At 72.0% G+C, this 15,686-nt stretch carries 8 protein-coding genes; 5 read left to right on the top strand and 3 right to left on the bottom strand.

What is annotated here, in order from left to right:
• Positions 1 to 51: 51 nt before the first annotated feature.
• From ACFY04_RS32830 to fxsT, 3 genes are read right to left on the bottom strand one after another with little or no spacing between them, the layout of a single operon-like run.
• Positions 52 to 1,122 carry a hypothetical protein gene (locus tag ACFY04_RS32830; protein ID WP_389122427.1) on the bottom strand — a complete coding sequence of 357 codons (1,071 nt, stop codon included), beginning with the start codon at positions 1,120 to 1,122 and terminating at the stop codon, positions 52 to 54.
• Positions 1,119 to 2,456, bottom strand: a complete 1,338-nt coding sequence (locus ACFY04_RS32835) for a hypothetical protein (RefSeq protein ID WP_389122429.1) — start codon at positions 2,454 to 2,456, stop codon at positions 1,119 to 1,121. The genes ACFY04_RS32830 and ACFY04_RS32835 overlap by 4 nt, the downstream gene beginning before the upstream one ends.
• On the bottom strand, positions 2,407 to 8,187 hold the full coding sequence (fxsT, locus tag ACFY04_RS32840; RefSeq protein WP_389122431.1) for an FxSxx-COOH system tetratricopeptide repeat protein: 5,781 nt from the start codon (positions 8,185 to 8,187) through the stop codon (positions 2,407 to 2,409). Before fxsT ends, ACFY04_RS32835 begins: the two co-directional genes overlap by 50 nt.
• A 432-nt stretch (positions 8,188 to 8,619) precedes the next feature.
• On the opposite strand from fxsT, the gene ACFY04_RS32845 reads away from it, so the two are divergent.
• The 5 genes from ACFY04_RS32845 (at position 8,620) to ACFY04_RS32865 (ending at position 15,550) form a co-directional block, all read left to right on the top strand.
• Positions 8,620 to 10,734 (top strand): SpoIIE family protein phosphatase, encoded by a 2,115-nt coding sequence (locus tag ACFY04_RS32845; protein WP_389122433.1) that lies wholly within the window; start codon positions 8,620 to 8,622, stop codon positions 10,732 to 10,734.
• A 121-nt stretch (positions 10,735 to 10,855) separates the two neighbouring features.
• The gene (locus tag ACFY04_RS32850) at positions 10,856 to 11,971 is read left to right on the top strand and encodes an alpha/beta hydrolase (protein WP_389122436.1); all 1,116 of its coding nucleotides are present in this window, start codon (positions 10,856 to 10,858) and stop codon (positions 11,969 to 11,971) included.
• Positions 11,972 to 11,983: 12 nt separating this feature from the next.
• Entirely contained in the window at positions 11,984 to 13,594 is a 1,611-nt protein-coding gene (locus ACFY04_RS32855; protein WP_389122437.1) for an alpha/beta fold hydrolase, read from the top strand.
• Between the two features lie 76 nt (positions 13,595 to 13,670).
• Positions 13,671 to 14,501 (top strand): PP2C family protein-serine/threonine phosphatase, encoded by an 831-nt coding sequence (locus ACFY04_RS32860; protein WP_389122439.1) that lies wholly within the window; start codon positions 13,671 to 13,673, stop codon positions 14,499 to 14,501.
• A 65-nt stretch (positions 14,502 to 14,566) separates the two neighbouring features.
• Positions 14,567 to 15,550 carry an MASE1 domain-containing protein gene (locus ACFY04_RS32865; protein WP_389122441.1) on the top strand — a complete coding sequence of 328 codons (984 nt, stop codon included), beginning with the start codon at positions 14,567 to 14,569 and terminating at the stop codon, positions 15,548 to 15,550.
• Positions 15,551 to 15,686 lie beyond the last annotated feature (136 nt).

Raw genomic sequence — 15,686 nt, forward strand, 5'->3', positions numbered from 1 at the left:
GAGGGACGTCCCCCTCCAGGCCCCGACCGCACTCCGCCCGGTGCGCGGTGGCTAGCGGGAGAGGGCCGCGAGACTGGCGAGCAGGTGGGCGGACTCGGGGTGGAGGAAGTCGGAGTGCGCCCCAGCCGGGGAGAGCCGATTCGCCCGACCTCCCCGGAACCGCCAGCCCGCGTCGACGTTGACGATGCGGTGGTCGAGGAGCCTGCGCGTGTACGGCTCGTCGGTGGTCAGCATCCGCGTGGAGTACTGGGGCACCGGTGCCGTACCCACCCCGGAGTGCCCGATGCCGGGAGCCCCTTCCGCCCGCAAGTGCCAGAAACCGGTGGCGCGGTCCCACCGGGAGTGGGTCAGGGCGAGCGGGCCCTGCAGGGGTGCGGTGGGCCGGCCGTCGGTTGCGAACAGCTTGGGGAACATGGTGTCGAAGCTGTTGCGCGGCGCCGCCATCTGGAAGACGAGGGCGCTGTCCACCGTGAACGGCCGACGCGGGTCGGCCTGGTGGGACCAGCCGAGCACGCGTGGCTGCTGCGGTGCCTCGGCCGCCCACTGAACGGCCTCGCACAGGAACCGCCCTCCGAAGGAATGCCCGAGCAGGTGCATGTACTGCCCGTTGCGGTTGCGCAGCACCGCCGGATCGCCGGGGTTCGTCCGGTGGGTGTCCAGATAGCCGAGCAGGTGCCCCAGGACGTGGGCCGCCTGCCCCGTTCCCGGCGCGCTCATCGCATGGGCACGTTCCCGGATGCGCCGGTAGCCGAGGGGGCCGGGCAGGCTGGAGGACGGCCAGCAGACGACCACGCACCACGGCCGGTAGCCGCCTTCGAGCCCCGCGTACAGGTCCGGCCGCCCGGAGGTCAGTTCCCGGGCCTCCTTCAGCAGCCGGGTCGCACTGCGCGCGGCGACCGCCGGAGAGGTCTGCCAGCCGTGCACGTACACGTACAGATCCGTCGCCTCCGCCGGGACGCGCAGCTCGCGGGCGAGATGCTCGGCCAGCCGGTCGGGGCGGACGGGTGCCGAGGATCCCGGCGAGCGGAGTCTGCCCTTCTCGTCCAGGTGGACCACCGTGGGCGCCGTCGTCGCCCCGCTGCTGCGGCCGGGCCTGCCGGCAGTTCGCAGGGACCGCTTCACAGGGTCTGCTCCAGCCTGCTGTCGATGCCGCAGTACACCGAGTACGCCAGCCCCAGAGGGTTGTGGAACCGGTGGGCGTACGAGCGGACCAGTCCCATCGCGATCTCGCCCGCCGTGCTGTCGCCGCTGAGGTAGTGGCCCAGGAATTCCAAGGCGTATTCGGATGCGAAGAGTTGGGGTATGTCGAACTGCGGCCCGATCACCCCGTCCGCTCCCAGGTTGACCAGCGCGGCTCCAAGATGCTTGATCCCGGGCTCCGGAGCCGTCTGTCCCGTGTAACAGGCGTTGAGCAGAACGAACGGGCGGAAGAGCGCATCGCCGGAGCTCGTGTGACGACGGCGCTTCCGCAGGACGAGCTCGGCGTCGATGGGCTGGCTGTCGGTCAGCTTGACGGCCAGATGAGGGTGTGGCGATCCGTTCTCGACGAACGCGCCGTGGCACCAGAAGTACATGACGTCGTCGTCCATCACCGGGGCGGCGAGGTCGTCCAACAGCTCCTCGGATTCGGTCCGCACGGTGAGCCGGGAGCGTTCCTCCAGCAGCTTGCGAACTTCCGGTGCCCGGCCGACGGCGTCGAGCGTGACGTCGGTGTTGAGGCTGGTGACCGGAAGGGCACGGGCCAGCACCTCCCGCTGGGTGTGGGGGAAGGCATGCGCACCGGTCTGCTCGATCTGGTGCCGGTAGCCGAGGAACCCGTGCAGGAGCGGAGCGCCGTCGGGCGGCACGACGGCCAGCATCGGCCACGGCAGGTGCAGGTCCGAGTCGAACGAGATGCGCAGCCCCTCCTCGCCTGCGAGCGTGTCCGTCAGGAAGGAACGCAACTCGGCCATGCGCGGGTCCGCTCCTTCCAGCAGGCGTTCCAGGAAGTGCTGCCCCTCATCGGCGAGGTCCTCGGTCAGGCGGTGGGAGAACTCGGCGTGCGCCGAGAGGTCCACCTCGTCGCTGAAGGGGTGACCACCCAGCGGCATGCCGTCCGCATCCCGGGGCTGGTAGTGCACCAGTCTCCTGCTCCACTCGGTGCGGAGCCGGGCCGCCGCCTGGAGCAGCTCGCTCGCGGATATGTTGAGGTAGGCGTTGGGGGTTCCCCCTCGTGGAGTACGCCTGTTGGTGTCGAGGGCCGACAGATGCAGCCGGTCAGGACTGTGCTGGCGGAGCATCACCACGAGATCGAGGGGCTGCTTCGCGCGGACCGGGCTGCCGGGCCACTGCTGCCGCGGGGGCAGCGCCGTGAAATCGAGGGAAGGATTGTGGATGACGTCCACGCTGAGCTGCTTGACCACCTGCTCAATGCCTCCTGGTGCCCGGTACGCGGGAAGTGGGGCGAGAGCGGGCATCGTCCGTCACCTCGATGGTGCTCTCGACGTCTTGTAACACGACGCCCATGTCCCGGTCGTAAACGGTGAGGCGCAGCCGGTGCTCGCCGGGTTCGGACGCCGTGAACACCAGCACGGGGGGCGGGCTGCCGGACGCGTACTCGGCGATCGCGGGCTCCACCGTGGCGGCCGAGCGCGTCGCGGCCACCAGGAGCAGCGGAGGCAGCGGCGGAGCCGACGGCGGACCCTCCTGATCCGACGGTTCCGTGGAGCGCTGTCCTTGCGCACCGGAGGATCCCGGCAGCCCGGTGTCCGTCTCGCAGGAACGCTCCAGGCGGACCTCCACCTCGACCGCGTCCCCGGCGTTCACCTCGTCCGCCAGGAGCCTCAGCCGAACCGTCCACGAAGGGTAGGCCGCAGCCAGGCGCTCCCGTACCTCGTGAACCCGGGGGTGGTCCTGCCCCAGCACCCGCCCCCAGTCGGCCGCGAGGCGCGCGCCGACGACGGGACCGTCGCCGGTGCCGGCAGCCAGACGGGCGAAGTAGGCGCCCGTACGGCTTTCGAGCGTATCGGGGTGGTTCGGTCCGAGGACCTGCCCGCGCCCGGAGGCGACCGCCGTGAGGAGCGCCACCTCCCGCTGCCGGTCTCCCGCCTCTCCGTAGGCCCGGGCGAGCGCGTCGACGGCGGTGGGATGGCCGAGGTCCTGAATGTGCTCAAGGCAGGCGATCACGGTGGGCAGCGCGTCCTGGCCCGTCGAGTGGGCCTGACCGACACCGTCCGGTGTATCGGGAAAACCGGGCCCGAGGACCCTTGCACGGTCGGCGATCACGGCCTCGAAGAGGGCGATCGAGCGGCTGGTGTGGCCGGCCAGCAGGAGCACGTAGGCGAGCCGTTCGCGGCTGGCGAGCGTATCGGCGTGGTCGTCCCCGAGCGCCCGGGCGTGGTCGGCCGCCAACTGCTCGCACAGGAGAACGGAGTGGTCCGGGGAACCGCCCGGCAGCGAGAGCAGGATCAACGCGAGAGCGCTGCGGAAGTGGAGGGTGGCGGGGTGGTCAGGGCCGTGCACCCGGAGGGAGTCCGCGACCAGCTCCTCGTACAGGCTCGCCGCACGGGCCCGGTCTCCGGCGTCACGGCAGGCCAGAGCGAGGTCGGCACGACTCGTGAACGTGTCGGGATGGTCCTCGCCCTGAAGCCGGGTCCGGTCCGCGACCAGAACGTCCATCTCCCGCACCGCTGTCGCGTACTGACCCACCGTTCGACGCGTGATCGCCAGTTCCAGCCGGCATTCCAGTGTGTCGACATGGTCCGGTCCCTGCACCCGTACGACGTCCGCCAGCAGTTCCACGTACGACTTGAGTGCCTCCGGATACCGGCCGGCGCGACGGTGCGAATAGGCCTGCCACTTCCGCGTGGTCAGGGTGTCGGGGTGGTCCGCGCCGAGGGCTTCGAGGCGGTGGGCCAGCAGCTCCTCGTACAGGGCCAGACAACGGTGGTGGAAGCCCGCCAGGCGGTACGCGTCCGCGAGCTGCCTCCATCGTTCGAGCGTGGCGGGGTGGTCCGAGCCGTGCACGCGGCGGCAGTCGTCGAGCAGTGCCTCGTACAGGGCGGTCGAGCGGGTGAAATCACCGGAGTCCCGGCAGGCGTAGGCGAGATTCGCGCGGGCGGACAGCGTGGCCGGATGGTCGGCACCCTGGATCCGGGTGCGATCCGTGACCAGGGTTTCCATCTTCCGCACCGCCGCCCCGTACCGCCCCGCCCTCTGCAGGGCGAAGCCGAGCCCGTTGCGGCAGAGCAAGGTGTCGAGGTGATCCTCGCCCTGCACCCGTTCGAGGTCCGCCAACAGCTCTTGGTGCAGCTCCACGGCCTGCTGAAGGTCACCGGCCGAGTTGACCGCCCGGGCCAGATCCATGCGCGCGTCGAGCACCATCGGGTGCAGAGGTCCATGGATCCGGGTCAGGTCGGCGATGAGTCGTCCGTACGCGTCGACCGCGCTTCGGGATGCTCCGGCGCGCCAGTGGGCGTAAGCGAGGTTGGACCGGCTGGTCAGAGTGCTCGGATGGTCCGCGCCCTGGATCCGGGTCCGGTCGGCTACCAGCGCTTCGAACTCCCGGACGGCCTCGGCGTACCGTCGCGCACTCAGCCAGGCCCCGGCCAGATGCTCTCGGGTGAGCACCGTGTCCGCGTGGTCCGGGGCCGCCACGCGGAGCTGGTCGTGCAGGAGCGACTCCAGGAGGCGGACGGCACGTACGTGATCCGCGCCCGCCCCGCAGGAGAGGGCCAGGGCCTGCCGCCTCCGGAACGTGGTGGGGTGCTCCGGGCCGTACACCCGACGTGAGTCCTCGGTCAGCGCTTCGTACAGGGCGATCGAGCGGGTGTGGTCACCGGCGTCGCGGCATGCGTAGGCGAGATTCGCGCGGGCGGTGAGCGTCGCCGGATGGTCGGCACCCTGGATCCGCGTGCGATCGGCGACCAGGGTCTCCATCTCCCGCACCGCGGCTCCGTAGCGACCCGCCTTCAGGAGGGCGAGGCCGAGCTCGTGCCGGCACGACAGGGTGCCGACGTGGTCGGCACCGCGCGCCTCCTCGGAGTCTGCGACGAGCCGCTCCAGCATGCTCACGGCCTGAAGGTGTTCTCCCGCCTTCCGGTAGGCCACAGCGAGGTTCGAGCGGGTCTGGAGCGTGCGTGAGTGGTTCGGCCCGAGGACCCTGCGGGTCTCTTCGGCCAGTTCGCCGAACAGCTTCGCGGCACGGCGGGCATCCCCTTCCTCGTACCACGTCAGTGCCAGGGACTCCCGGGCATGGAACACGTCACGGTGCCGAGGACCCAGGACACGGATGCAGTCCTCGATGAGCTGCTCGTCCAGGGCGGCCGCACGCAGGTGGTCACCGGCTCGTCGGCAGGCGTAGGCGAGCCAGGCGCGGACGTTCAGCACGTCGGGGTGGTAGGCACCCCACACCCGGGTGAAGTCCGCGAGCAGTTCCTCGAAGCCGGCGACAGCGCCGGCCATGTCTCCCGCGAGGTCACGCGCGTAGCAGAGGCCGATCCGGGTGATCAGCGTGTCCGTGTGGTCGGGGCCCAGGACACGGGCGCGGTCTGCCGCAAGGGCGGCGAACTCGGCCACCGCGGCGTCGAACCGTCCGGCCAGCCGCAGGGTGTACGCCAGCGAACTGCGGCTCTCCAAGGTACTGGGGTGGTCCGCTCCGAGTACCCGGCCCCGGTCCTCGACGACCGCCTCGCACCAGGCCATGGCGAGCACATGGTCGCCCGCCTTCCGGTACGCGTACGCCACGCTGTCGCGCGCTTCGAGAGTGGCGGGGTGGTCGGCGCCCTGCGTACGGGTGCGGCGCGACACCACCGCCGTGAACAGCCGCGTGGCCCGGCGGTACTCCCCGGCGTCCACATACGCGAAGGCGAGGCTGTCGCGGGCGTCCAGGGCGGCGGGATGGCTCGCACCCTGGACGCGGGAGCGGTCGGCGACGAGCCTGCGGTACGTGCTGATCGCCCGCTCGTGATCGCCGTGCGCCGAGTACGCGGAGGCAAGTTTCTGGCGGTCGTCGAGGGTCGCCGGGTGGTCGGGGCCCTGGACGCGCGACCGTGCCGAGACGATGACTTCGAGCTCGCGCACCGCTTGGTCCGTCACGCCGGCCCTGCACCGGGTGTCTGCGAGGTCGGCCCGCGTCCCGATGGTGTCGGGGTGGTCGTCGCCCAGCAGCCGGGTGCGGTCCGCCGCGATGGACTCGAGGCCGGCGACGGCCGCCGGGTAGTCCTTCGCCGCCCGCTGAGCATGCGCCAGCCAGCCACGGCTGGTCAGCGTGTCCGCGTGGTCGGCCCCGAGCACCCGGGCCCGGTCGGCGATCGCTTCCTCGTACAGCCGAACGGCCCGATGGTGGTCGCCCGCGTCCGAACAGGCGTAGGCAAGGCTGTTCCGGCTGTCGAGCGTCGATGCGTGGTCGGCGCCCAGCAGGGCGGCCCGGTCCTCGACCAGGCTCTCGTAGTCCTCGACCGCCCGCCGGTGGTCGCCCGCCGTCTGGCGGGCGTACGCCAGACCGTCGCGGCTGTCGAGCGTGTCGGCGTGCGCCGTGCCGAGGACACGGGTGCGGTCGGCCACGACTGCCTCGAACTCACGGACCGCCGTCTGGTGGTCTCCCGCCTTGCGCAGCGCGTACGCATAGGTGTGACGGCTGGTGAGGGTCGCCGGATCGTCGATGCCGAGCAGGCGGACCCGATCGGCGATCAGGCCACGGCACAGCAGTACGGCCTTCTGGGGATCGCCGTCCGTGCTCTGTACGTCGGCGAGGGTGTCCCGGCTGTCGAGGGTCTCGGGTGCCTCCGGTCCGCGCAGCTGGGTGAGGCCCTCGACCACGGCCTCCATCAGGCGCACGGCGAGCATCTTCTGATCGCGCTCGACCAGCTCGCGTGCCGCCCGCTCGTAGAGCTGGACGGTGCCCTCGTGCGGTGGCCGGCCGGCCGGACGGGTGGCGGCCAGGGCCTGGACGTGCGGGAGTACCTCCTGCCAGCGTGCCTGCACCGGCCCTTCGGTGCGCGGGCCGTCGGGTAAGGCCCGCAGGAGGGCCGCCTCGGCCCAGGTGCGGCCGACTTCGAGCAGGGAGCGCCCGGAGGCGTGCGCCGGATCGGACGGGAGAGGGTTGCGCAGCGTGGTCTGGACGAGCCGGTGAACGGTGACGTCCTGATCGGTGAGCTTGATCAGGTTGTAGTCGGCGAGCAGGCTCAGGGCTTCGTCGACGGCGGCCGGTCCGGTGGCCGTCGGCCCGGTCTCCACCGGTACCGAGAGAGCGGCGCGGGGTACGGCCTCGGGCGCGTACCACGCGAGGGTGTGGAGCAGCTGCGCCGCCAGGGGGGCGGTCTCCTCCAGGGTCCGGAGCGTGGTGCGCCAGATGCGGGCGATGGTCCGGTCCGCGTCGTGGCTGTCGCCGGCGGCGTCCAGCACCGTGGCGGGCGTCCGGGAGAGCACGTCCCGGTACGCGGCGAAGGACAGGCCGGTCTGCCGGAGGTACGCACCTGCCTGCGCAAGAGCCAGCGGCAGGTGACCGAGCTCCGTGGCCAGGGCATCGGCCTCCCCGAGGTCGTCATCGGTGGGCTCCGACCGGGGCATGGCCAGGCGGCACAGCAGGCTGACCGAAGGCTCCGCGGCCAGCACGTCGATGCGCAGCGGCTGTGCGCCGGGACGCCAGCCGTCCGCGCGCCGGCTGGTGACGAGTTGGTGCCCGTGGCCGCGGAGCCGTCCGAGGTAGGGGTTGATGTCGGCGGGGTTCTCGGCGTTGTCGAAGACGAGGAGCCAGCCGTCGTGCGACTGGAGCCACAGGATCGCCCACTCGGTCTGCTGATCCGGCAGTGCACCGAGCGCCCAGCTGGGGTGCAGAAAGACCGCGAGATCGGCGAGGGCCGCGTCCACCTGCTCGCGGCTCTCGGCGGCGATCCACCAGACAAGGGTGTAATCGGCACGGTGCTCACGGGCGTACCGCAGGGCGAGCGACGTCTTGCCCACCCCGCCCAGGCCGTGCAGCGTCTGGAGCTGGGTGATGATCCCCTCGCCGAAGGCGAGGGCCCGCCGGATGTCCGCCACGTCGCCGGTCCGGCCCACGAAGGTCTCGGTCACGCTCAGCGGCAGGTTGTCCATGCCGGGCGGAGCGTCGATCGTGCCGGCGGCGGCGACCGCCTGAGGTGGCACGCTGGCCCGGCGCTCGGTGTGCGGATTGCCGCGGGCCTCGGCCGCCGCATGCGAGCGGCGCACCACAGGGATGTCCGATGGGGCCGGCGCGGCCGCCCGCCACTGGTGCAACCGCTCAGCTGTGATCACATCGCCCCCTGCCGGCACTCGTCGAGCAAGCCGCGCGGACCTCCCCGAACTGGCCTTTCGCCATGCTAGCGAGGACTTTGACGCCGTGTCATGCGTTCTGTGACGGGGGCGCCCGTATGACTCGCCTGCCCACATCCACAGGGAGGGCCGGGGAACCGAAGTGGTGCCGCCGGCTCCGGTCCGGCCACGGCAACGGCCACTGGGCGCCGAGGCGCGACGACCGGCCCCGGGCGGGAGGAGCTGCCCGGCGAGGACGTGTGCCGCGGGTCGCCGGGTCCGCGCTCGGGGTCGATACTGAAGGTCACGGTGCGTGGAGGCGACATGCGTGAACCGGAGCATCGCGGCCCGGGGCCGGCCTCGGCCTCCGTGAGCGACACGGCAGCGGTCGTCCTGGACGACGAAGGCGTGGTCGTCGCCCGTTCGGAGCGGGCCGCGACGTTGCTGGAATGCTCGCCGGGCCGGACCTGTGTGCCCTTGCTGGCGATGCTGTCGCGCGCCGGAAAGGATGCGGGACCGGTCGGGCACCTGATGACCGTTCCGGGTGACGGTGACGGTGACGGTGACGGTGACGGTGACGGCGGCGGCGGTGGCGATCATGCGGGTCAGAAGGTGCCGCTGGTCTGCACGGTTGTCCGGCTCACGGCTCACACTCCAGGCGGTGCGGGCGCTGACACGCAGTGGCTCGTCCTGGTCACCCCGGCGGAAACGGCGGAGGCGGCGGCCGAGCGGGATGCGCGCAGACGCCGGACGGCGCTCTCCCAGGCCGCCGCCGCGGGCATCGGCACCTCCCTGGACGTGATCGAGATGGCCGAGGCCTTGGTGAATCTGCTCGTCCCCGATTTCGCCGACCTGGCGACCGTGGACATCGCCGAGAACGTGCTGGTGGGCGACGAGCCCCCGCGCCTCGACACCAGCGGCGACGTCCGCCTGCGCCGGACCGCCGCCGCGCAGAGCCCGGAGATATCCGCCGAGGACCTGCTGGCGGTGGGAGAGGCGCTTCCTCCCGTGACGGACAGTACGTTGATGCGTCCCCTCATGAAGGGGCTGCCCGTGCTGGTGCCGGACGTCGCCGTCCTGAACGGGAAGCTCGGCGTGGATCCGAAGGCCCTGCCGTTGTTCGTCCCGAGCGGGGCGCACTCCTCCGTAGCCATGCCGCTCTACGCGCGAGGCCTGATCCTCGGCTGCGTCACGGTCTGGCGCAGTCAGCTGCCTTCCGCGTTCGGCGAGGAGGACGCCGCACTGCTGCAGGACGTCGTCTCCAGGGCCGCACTCGGCGTGGACAACGCGCGCCGTTACACCAGGGAACACCGGTCCGTGGTGACCCTGCAGCGGAGCCTGCTGCCGCGCTCGGCCCTGGACTCCGCCGCCGCCGAAACGGTGGGCGTCTACCAGCCGGCGGGCGGCGGCCTGGGCGTCGGCGGAGACTGGTTCGACGTGATCCCCCTGCCGTCGCTGCGCGTCGCCTTCGTCGTCGGGGATGTCGTCGGCCATGGCCTCGATGCCACCGCGGCCATGGCACGCCTGCGGACCGCGGTGCAGACCCTCGCCGACCTCGACCTGGACCCGGGCGAGCTCCTCACGCATCTCGACGACCTGGTGCTCGGCTTCTCCGAGGAGCAGATGACCAGCGAGTCCCGCTCGGAGCGCTCCGAGGGCTCCGAGCGCTCGGAGCCGGCGGTGCTGGGAGCGACGTGCCTGTACGCCGTATACGACCCGGTGGCGGGCCGGTGCGCCGCTGCCGCCGCGGGACATCCGCCGCCGGTCCTGCTGCCGCCGGACGGGGAGCCGGTCTTCCTCGGTGTGACGCCGGGACCGCCGTTGGGGGTGGGCGGAGTGCCGTTCGAGGTGACGGAGTTCGGCGTGCGGCCCGGCAGCATGCTCGCGTTCTTCACGGACGGACTCGTCGAGAGCCGCGGCGGCGACATCGAGGAGGGGATGGAGCGATTGCGGGGCTCGTTCGCCGGAGCCGACCCGAGGCTGCCGCTCGACGAGCTCAGCCGGACCGTTTTCGACGGGGTGCGGCCTCAAGAGCCCGTCGATGACGCCGCCTTGCTGCTCGCCCGCATCCACGCCCTCTCGTCCGACCAGGTCGCCGAGTGGGAACTCGAAGCAGACCTCTCGCTCGTCGCGCGCGCTCGTGAGCTGGTGGTGGGCCAGCTGTCCGACTGGCAGTTGGACGACCTGGGCTTCGTGACCGAACTCGTCGCCAGCGAGCTCGTCACGAACGCGATCCGCTACGCGGGGGGACCGGTCGGGCTCCGGCTGATCCGCGACCGGGTGCTCGTCTGCGAGGTGTCCGACCCCAGCAGCACTCAGCCCCGCCTGCGTCGTGCGCGGGAAACGGACGAGGGCGGGCGGGGCTTGTTCCTCGTGGCCCAGCTCACCGACCGTTGGGGCTGCCGGTTCACCGGCACCGGCAAGACCATCTGGACGGAGCAGCCCATCGGCGGGCCCCTCGCCCAGACCGCCGCGGGCCGCTGATCGCTCCGCGTGCGCGCGTAAGGCCCACCCGGTAGCGTCGAGAGCGAGCGTTCCGTCCGAACCGCTGCCGCCCGGCCCGGCGGGGCAGCCACCCCGCAAGACGGCGGAGGAACGAGCACACATGCCACAGCACGCCATCCACGCGGTGACCGCCGCGGCCGCTCTGGTCTCCCTGGCAGCATTCGGCCCCGTACCGAGCAGCGCCGCGTCACTTCCCGCCCAGCCGGCCGGTCAGCCGGCCGCCCGGACCGGTTCGGCCGCCCCGTCCCGGTTCGTGCCCGGTCCCCGTCCGAAACCGCCCGAGCCGATCGAAGCGCTCGGCAGCGCGCGCTGCGGGTTCCTCGAGGTTCCTGAGAACCGCTTCCGCCCCGGCGGCCGGAACATCAAGCTCGCCGCGGCGGTCATTCCGGCCGCCGAACCGGCGAAACCGGCCCGGGACCCCGTGGTGTTCATGGCGGGCTGCCCCGGTGGCGACACGTTCGACGACTTCGAGGCGTGTGCGGCGGAGCCCGCCTGCAAGAGCCGGTACCCGGACCTGCCCCGTACGCTGACGGAACAGGTGCGCAAGCTGGAGGCACGGCCCCTGACGCTGAACGTCCCACCGCCGGGCGGAGGCAAGCCGGTCAAGGCCGTCCTCGACGGGGGCGCGCTGCTGGACGTGATCGTCGCCTTCGGCGTCCGGCCCAAGGACATCCCGGCGGCGCTGGACGAACTCCGCAGCGGAAACCCGCAACGCTTCGCGAAAGCCCGCGCGGCCGGCTCGGTCCAGAACGCCGGCGCGTTCGCTCACGGCCTGACGGAGTCGGTGGCGTGCAGCGAGTGGGCGCCGGGGTACCCGGAACCCGACGTGCTGAAGGCGGGGCGCAAGGCCTTCCCCGGGTGGCCGGACACGGTCCTGGCGCAGGTGCCACAACTTCCCTTCCAGTACCCGGCATGCCGGGTCTGGAACGTTCCGGACCGGGCGTCCGTCCAGCGGGTCGCCACGGTCAGCCCGGTGCCGGCGCTCCTCATCTCCGGCACGTTCGACGCGAAGACCGGGGCGAGTTGGGCGAAGGACGTGGCCCGCGACCTGTCCCGCTCGACCGCCGTGCACATTCCCGGAATCGGCCACTGGGTGGTCCCGCAGTCGCCTTGCGCGCAACAGGTCCTGGCATCGTTCCTCGCTCACCCGACCACGCCCGACACCAGCCGTGTGGACGGCCTCGGGCCCGAACCGTTCACGATCACCCCGAACTGACCGGGAGGGCACATGGCACCCGACCCGGCGCCCCGTCGGCGCCGCACCGCACGACGGCTCCTGGCCACGTCGGCCGGCCTGGTGACCGGTCTCCTCGTCACCGGCCTGCTCGCAGCGCCCGCCCGGGCGCAGTCCCGCACCGACACCAGCGCCGGCCCCGACGCGCCGATCGGCACGGTCGCCCGGACGGTGGGCGACGCCCGCTTCGAACCGGGCCCCTGCCCGAGGACGCCGGAACCGATCGAGGCGCTCGACGACGCCCGCTGCGGAACGCTCACCGTGCCCGAGAACCGCGCCGAACCGAACGGCCGGACGATCGAACTCGGGGTCGCGATCGTGGCCGCCGCGAACGACAAGCCGAAACCCGACCCCATCGTGTGGCTCGCGGGCGGACCCGGCGACGACGCCGTGGGGGAGGCGAAGATGGCGATCGACGGCGGCCTGAACCGCGACCGTGACGTGATCTTCATGTCCCAGCGCGGTACGTACTCGGCCGACCCGGATCTCCTGTGCCCCAACATCGACGAGTTCAACGCACGCTCCGTCGGCCTCGTCTACGACGCTCCGTCCACCGAACGCCTGCACGTCGAGGCCACGAAGGCCTGCCGCGACCGGCTGGCGGCCCGCGGGATCGACCTCGGCGCCTACAACGACACCGAGAGCGCCGCCGACTACGAGGACCTGCGCAAAACGCTGGACATCGGGCAGTGGAACCTGTTCGGGATCTCCTACGGCACCCACCTGGCGCTGGCCTACATGCGCCTGCACCCCGAGGGGCTCCGCTCGGTGGGCATCGACGGCATACTGCCGCCCTCCAGGTCCGGGTCGGCAGCGACCTGGAGCAGCGCCCGGCAGGGCTTCGACGGGCTGTTCAAGGCGTGTGCGGACCAGCCGGCGTGCAACAAGCGCTATCCCGACCTGTCGGCCACCTTCGACCGGCTCGTCCGCGAACTCGAAGCCAAGCCGGTCACCACCACCGTCACCCTCCCCGGCAGCGACAAGCCGGTGAAGGTCGTCCTGGACGGCGGAGCCCTCGTGAACTGGATGACCTCCGCCACCCACGTGGCACCCCAGGTGCCCGCCGCGCTCGACGAGCTGGCGCACGGCAAGCCGCAGCGGATCGCCCGGCAGTGGGCGGGCGGCAAACTGAGCCCCCAGGCCATGGGAAGGGTTGCGCACGGTCTCGTCTACGGCGTCTTCTGCAGTGAGTGGACCCCGTACGAGAGCCAGGAGGAGGCGCTCCGGGGCGGACAGGAAGCCTTCCCGTCGTTCCCCCGCTCGGTACAGGCCCAGGCTCCGCAGCTCACCTTCCTCCGCCCGGACTGCGACGCCTGGAACGTCCCCCCGGCGTCACCCTCGATCCGGGACGCCACGCGCGGTGACATCCCGACCCTCGCCCTGTCGGGCGGGTTCGACTCCCAGACCGGGGCGGACAACGGGCCGTACGTCGCCCGTACGCTGCCGAAGGCCAAGGTCGTCACGGTCCCGTACGAGCCGCACGTGGTGTTCGCCAGCTCGAAGTGCGCCCAGGAGATCACCGTCTCGTTCTTCGACGACCCGGCCGCGCCGAAGACCGCATGCCTCAAGAGCCTCCGGGCGCCCGAGTTCGAGATCGGGTCCTGAGATCACCCCTGTGGCGGCATGCGGGAGCGGAGGCCAGGGTGAGGTGAGGAGGCTGTGGGAGAGCCAAGGAGCCGTGATGAGCGGACACCGTCCCGGGCAGCCCGACAATGTGCAGGAACTGCTGGTCGCTCTCGGGCAGCTCGTCGATCAGGCCCTGGACCGGATCGAGTACCAGCGGGCCAGGGTAGAGCTGGCCGTGGCCCTGCAGCGCCACATGCTCCCACCCGCGCTGCCGCAGCTGCCCGGGCTGCGTCTGGCCGCCAGGTACGCGCCCTCACGGGGCGGTCTGGAGGTGGGCGGCGACTGGTACGACGCCTTCGTCATGCACGACGGGTCACTGGGGCTGACGGTCGGCGCCGTGCAGGGCCATGACGTGGAGGCCATCGCCTTCATGGGACAGGTGCGCACCAGTCTGCGCGCCCTCGCGCAGACGACCAGCGACACCCGCGAGGTACTGGGCCGCGCCAACGATCTGCTGATCGCCATGGGGTGCGGCCTCTTCGCGACGTGCTGTTTCCTTCGCTTCGACCCGGTCAGCCGCGATCTGACCGTCTCCAGGGCCGGCCACGTCCCGATGGTCTGGGCCACAGCCGGCGGCCGCCACGGCATCGCACTCGACCGCGGCGGGCCGCCGCTCGGCATCGTGTCGGGCGAGCGGTACCCGGTGACCCACCGGAGGCTGACCGAGGCAGGAGTGCTCGTACTGCTCACCGACGGAGTGGTGGAGGGCCCGCACTACCCGATGGAGTCCGGTCTGGCCGAGGTGGCCAGACTGGTGCGCGCGGGGTTCGACGCCGATCCCGACGTGCTGGCCTCCGCCGTCGTCAAAGTGGCCGACCTGACCGGACACCGCGACGACGCCGCGGTCCTCGTCGTCCGCTACGACGGCCCCCAGGAGCCGGCCTGACCGATGGGGCCGTGCTGAGGTCACTGGGGGTCGCCGGTGGCGGGATCTGAGCGCAGACTGCTGTCGTGGGCAGCACGGAGAGGGGTCGTCTCGGGTCCACCGCGCTGCGCATCCTCGCCGTCGCCGCCGTCTACTACGGGGCGGCACAGATCGGCCTTCTGGAACAGCTGGTGCGTGACCAGGTCACCCCCCTGTGGCCGCCGACCGGCGTCGCGCTGGCCGCCCTGCTCATGATGGGCTTGCGGGTCTGGCCGGGCATCGCGCTGGGCGCGTTCCTGGTCAACGTGTTCCTCGGGCCGTCGCCGCTCGCCGTACTGGCCATCACCGCGGGCAACACCCTCGCGCCGGTCTGCGCCTGTCTGATGCTGCGCAGAGCCGGGTTCAGGAACGAGCTGGACCGCCTGCGGGACGTACTGGCACTGGTCTTCCTCGGCGCGCTCGCCGGGATGTCGATCAGTTCGACCATCGGCAGCGGGGTACTGGTCCTCTCCGGAGCACTGGATGCGGGCGACTTCTGGCCGACGTGGTCGGTGTGGTGGACCGGTGACGCGATGGGAATCCTTGTCGTCACCCCCTTCCTGCTCGTGCTGCGCAACGCCCGGTGGCCGTCGGGGGCCGGAGCCGGCCGATGGTGCGAGGCGGTGGCGCTGGCGCTCGGTACGGTCTTCGTCACGCTCCTGGCCACCCGCACGCGCGACTCGAACCTGCTCTTCCTCGTCTCGCCGTTCCTGATCTGGGCGGCCTTCCGCTTCCGGCTGGCCGGCGCGGCCCCGTGTGCGCTCGCCGTCGTGACGCTGGCGGTCCTGGCCGCCGATGGCGGCAGCGGCCCCTTCGTCGGCGACGACGTCTTCGTCAACATGGTGACGCTCCAGGCCTTCAACGGCACGACCGCGCTGACGGCCCTCCTTGTCGCGGCCGTCATCACGGAACGCGACAGGACGTACGAGGAGATCAAGCAGCTCTGCGGGCGGCTCGCGGAGGTGGTGGCCAGGATGGAGCCACGCCCCACGTCGTTCCGGTACCCGCCCGAGGACCATCCGCCGCGCTGACACGCCTGCACCGGCCGGGACGCGGTGGGGGGCGCCCCGGGCGGGGGGCCGCCCCCCCGGGGGCGCGCCGGGGCGCGGGGGGGGCGGGGGGGGGTGATAAGGGGGGTGAGCCCCGCGCGGGGCGGGGTGTTAGGGG

Origin of the sequence: Streptomyces sp. NPDC001549, assembly GCF_042894025.1 — a bacterium.
In the GTDB taxonomy this organism is placed as follows: Bacteria; Actinomycetota; Actinomycetes; order Streptomycetales; family Streptomycetaceae; genus Streptomyces; species Streptomyces kutzneri.

What these genes read in the sequence shown, in the direction of transcription:
- ACFY04_RS32835 (WP_389122429.1), bottom strand. Translation starts at nt 2,456, where the DNA reads ATGCCCGCTCTCGCCCCACTTCCCGCGTACCGGGCACCAGGAGGCATT.
- ACFY04_RS32850 (WP_389122436.1), top strand. Translation starts at nt 10,856, where the DNA reads ATGCCACAGCACGCCATCCACGCGGTGACCGCCGCGGCCGCTCTGGTC.
- ACFY04_RS32855 (WP_389122437.1), top strand. Translation starts at nt 11,984, where the DNA reads ATGGCACCCGACCCGGCGCCCCGTCGGCGCCGCACCGCACGACGGCTC.
- ACFY04_RS32860 (WP_389122439.1), top strand. Translation starts at nt 13,671, where the DNA reads ATGAGCGGACACCGTCCCGGGCAGCCCGACAATGTGCAGGAACTGCTG.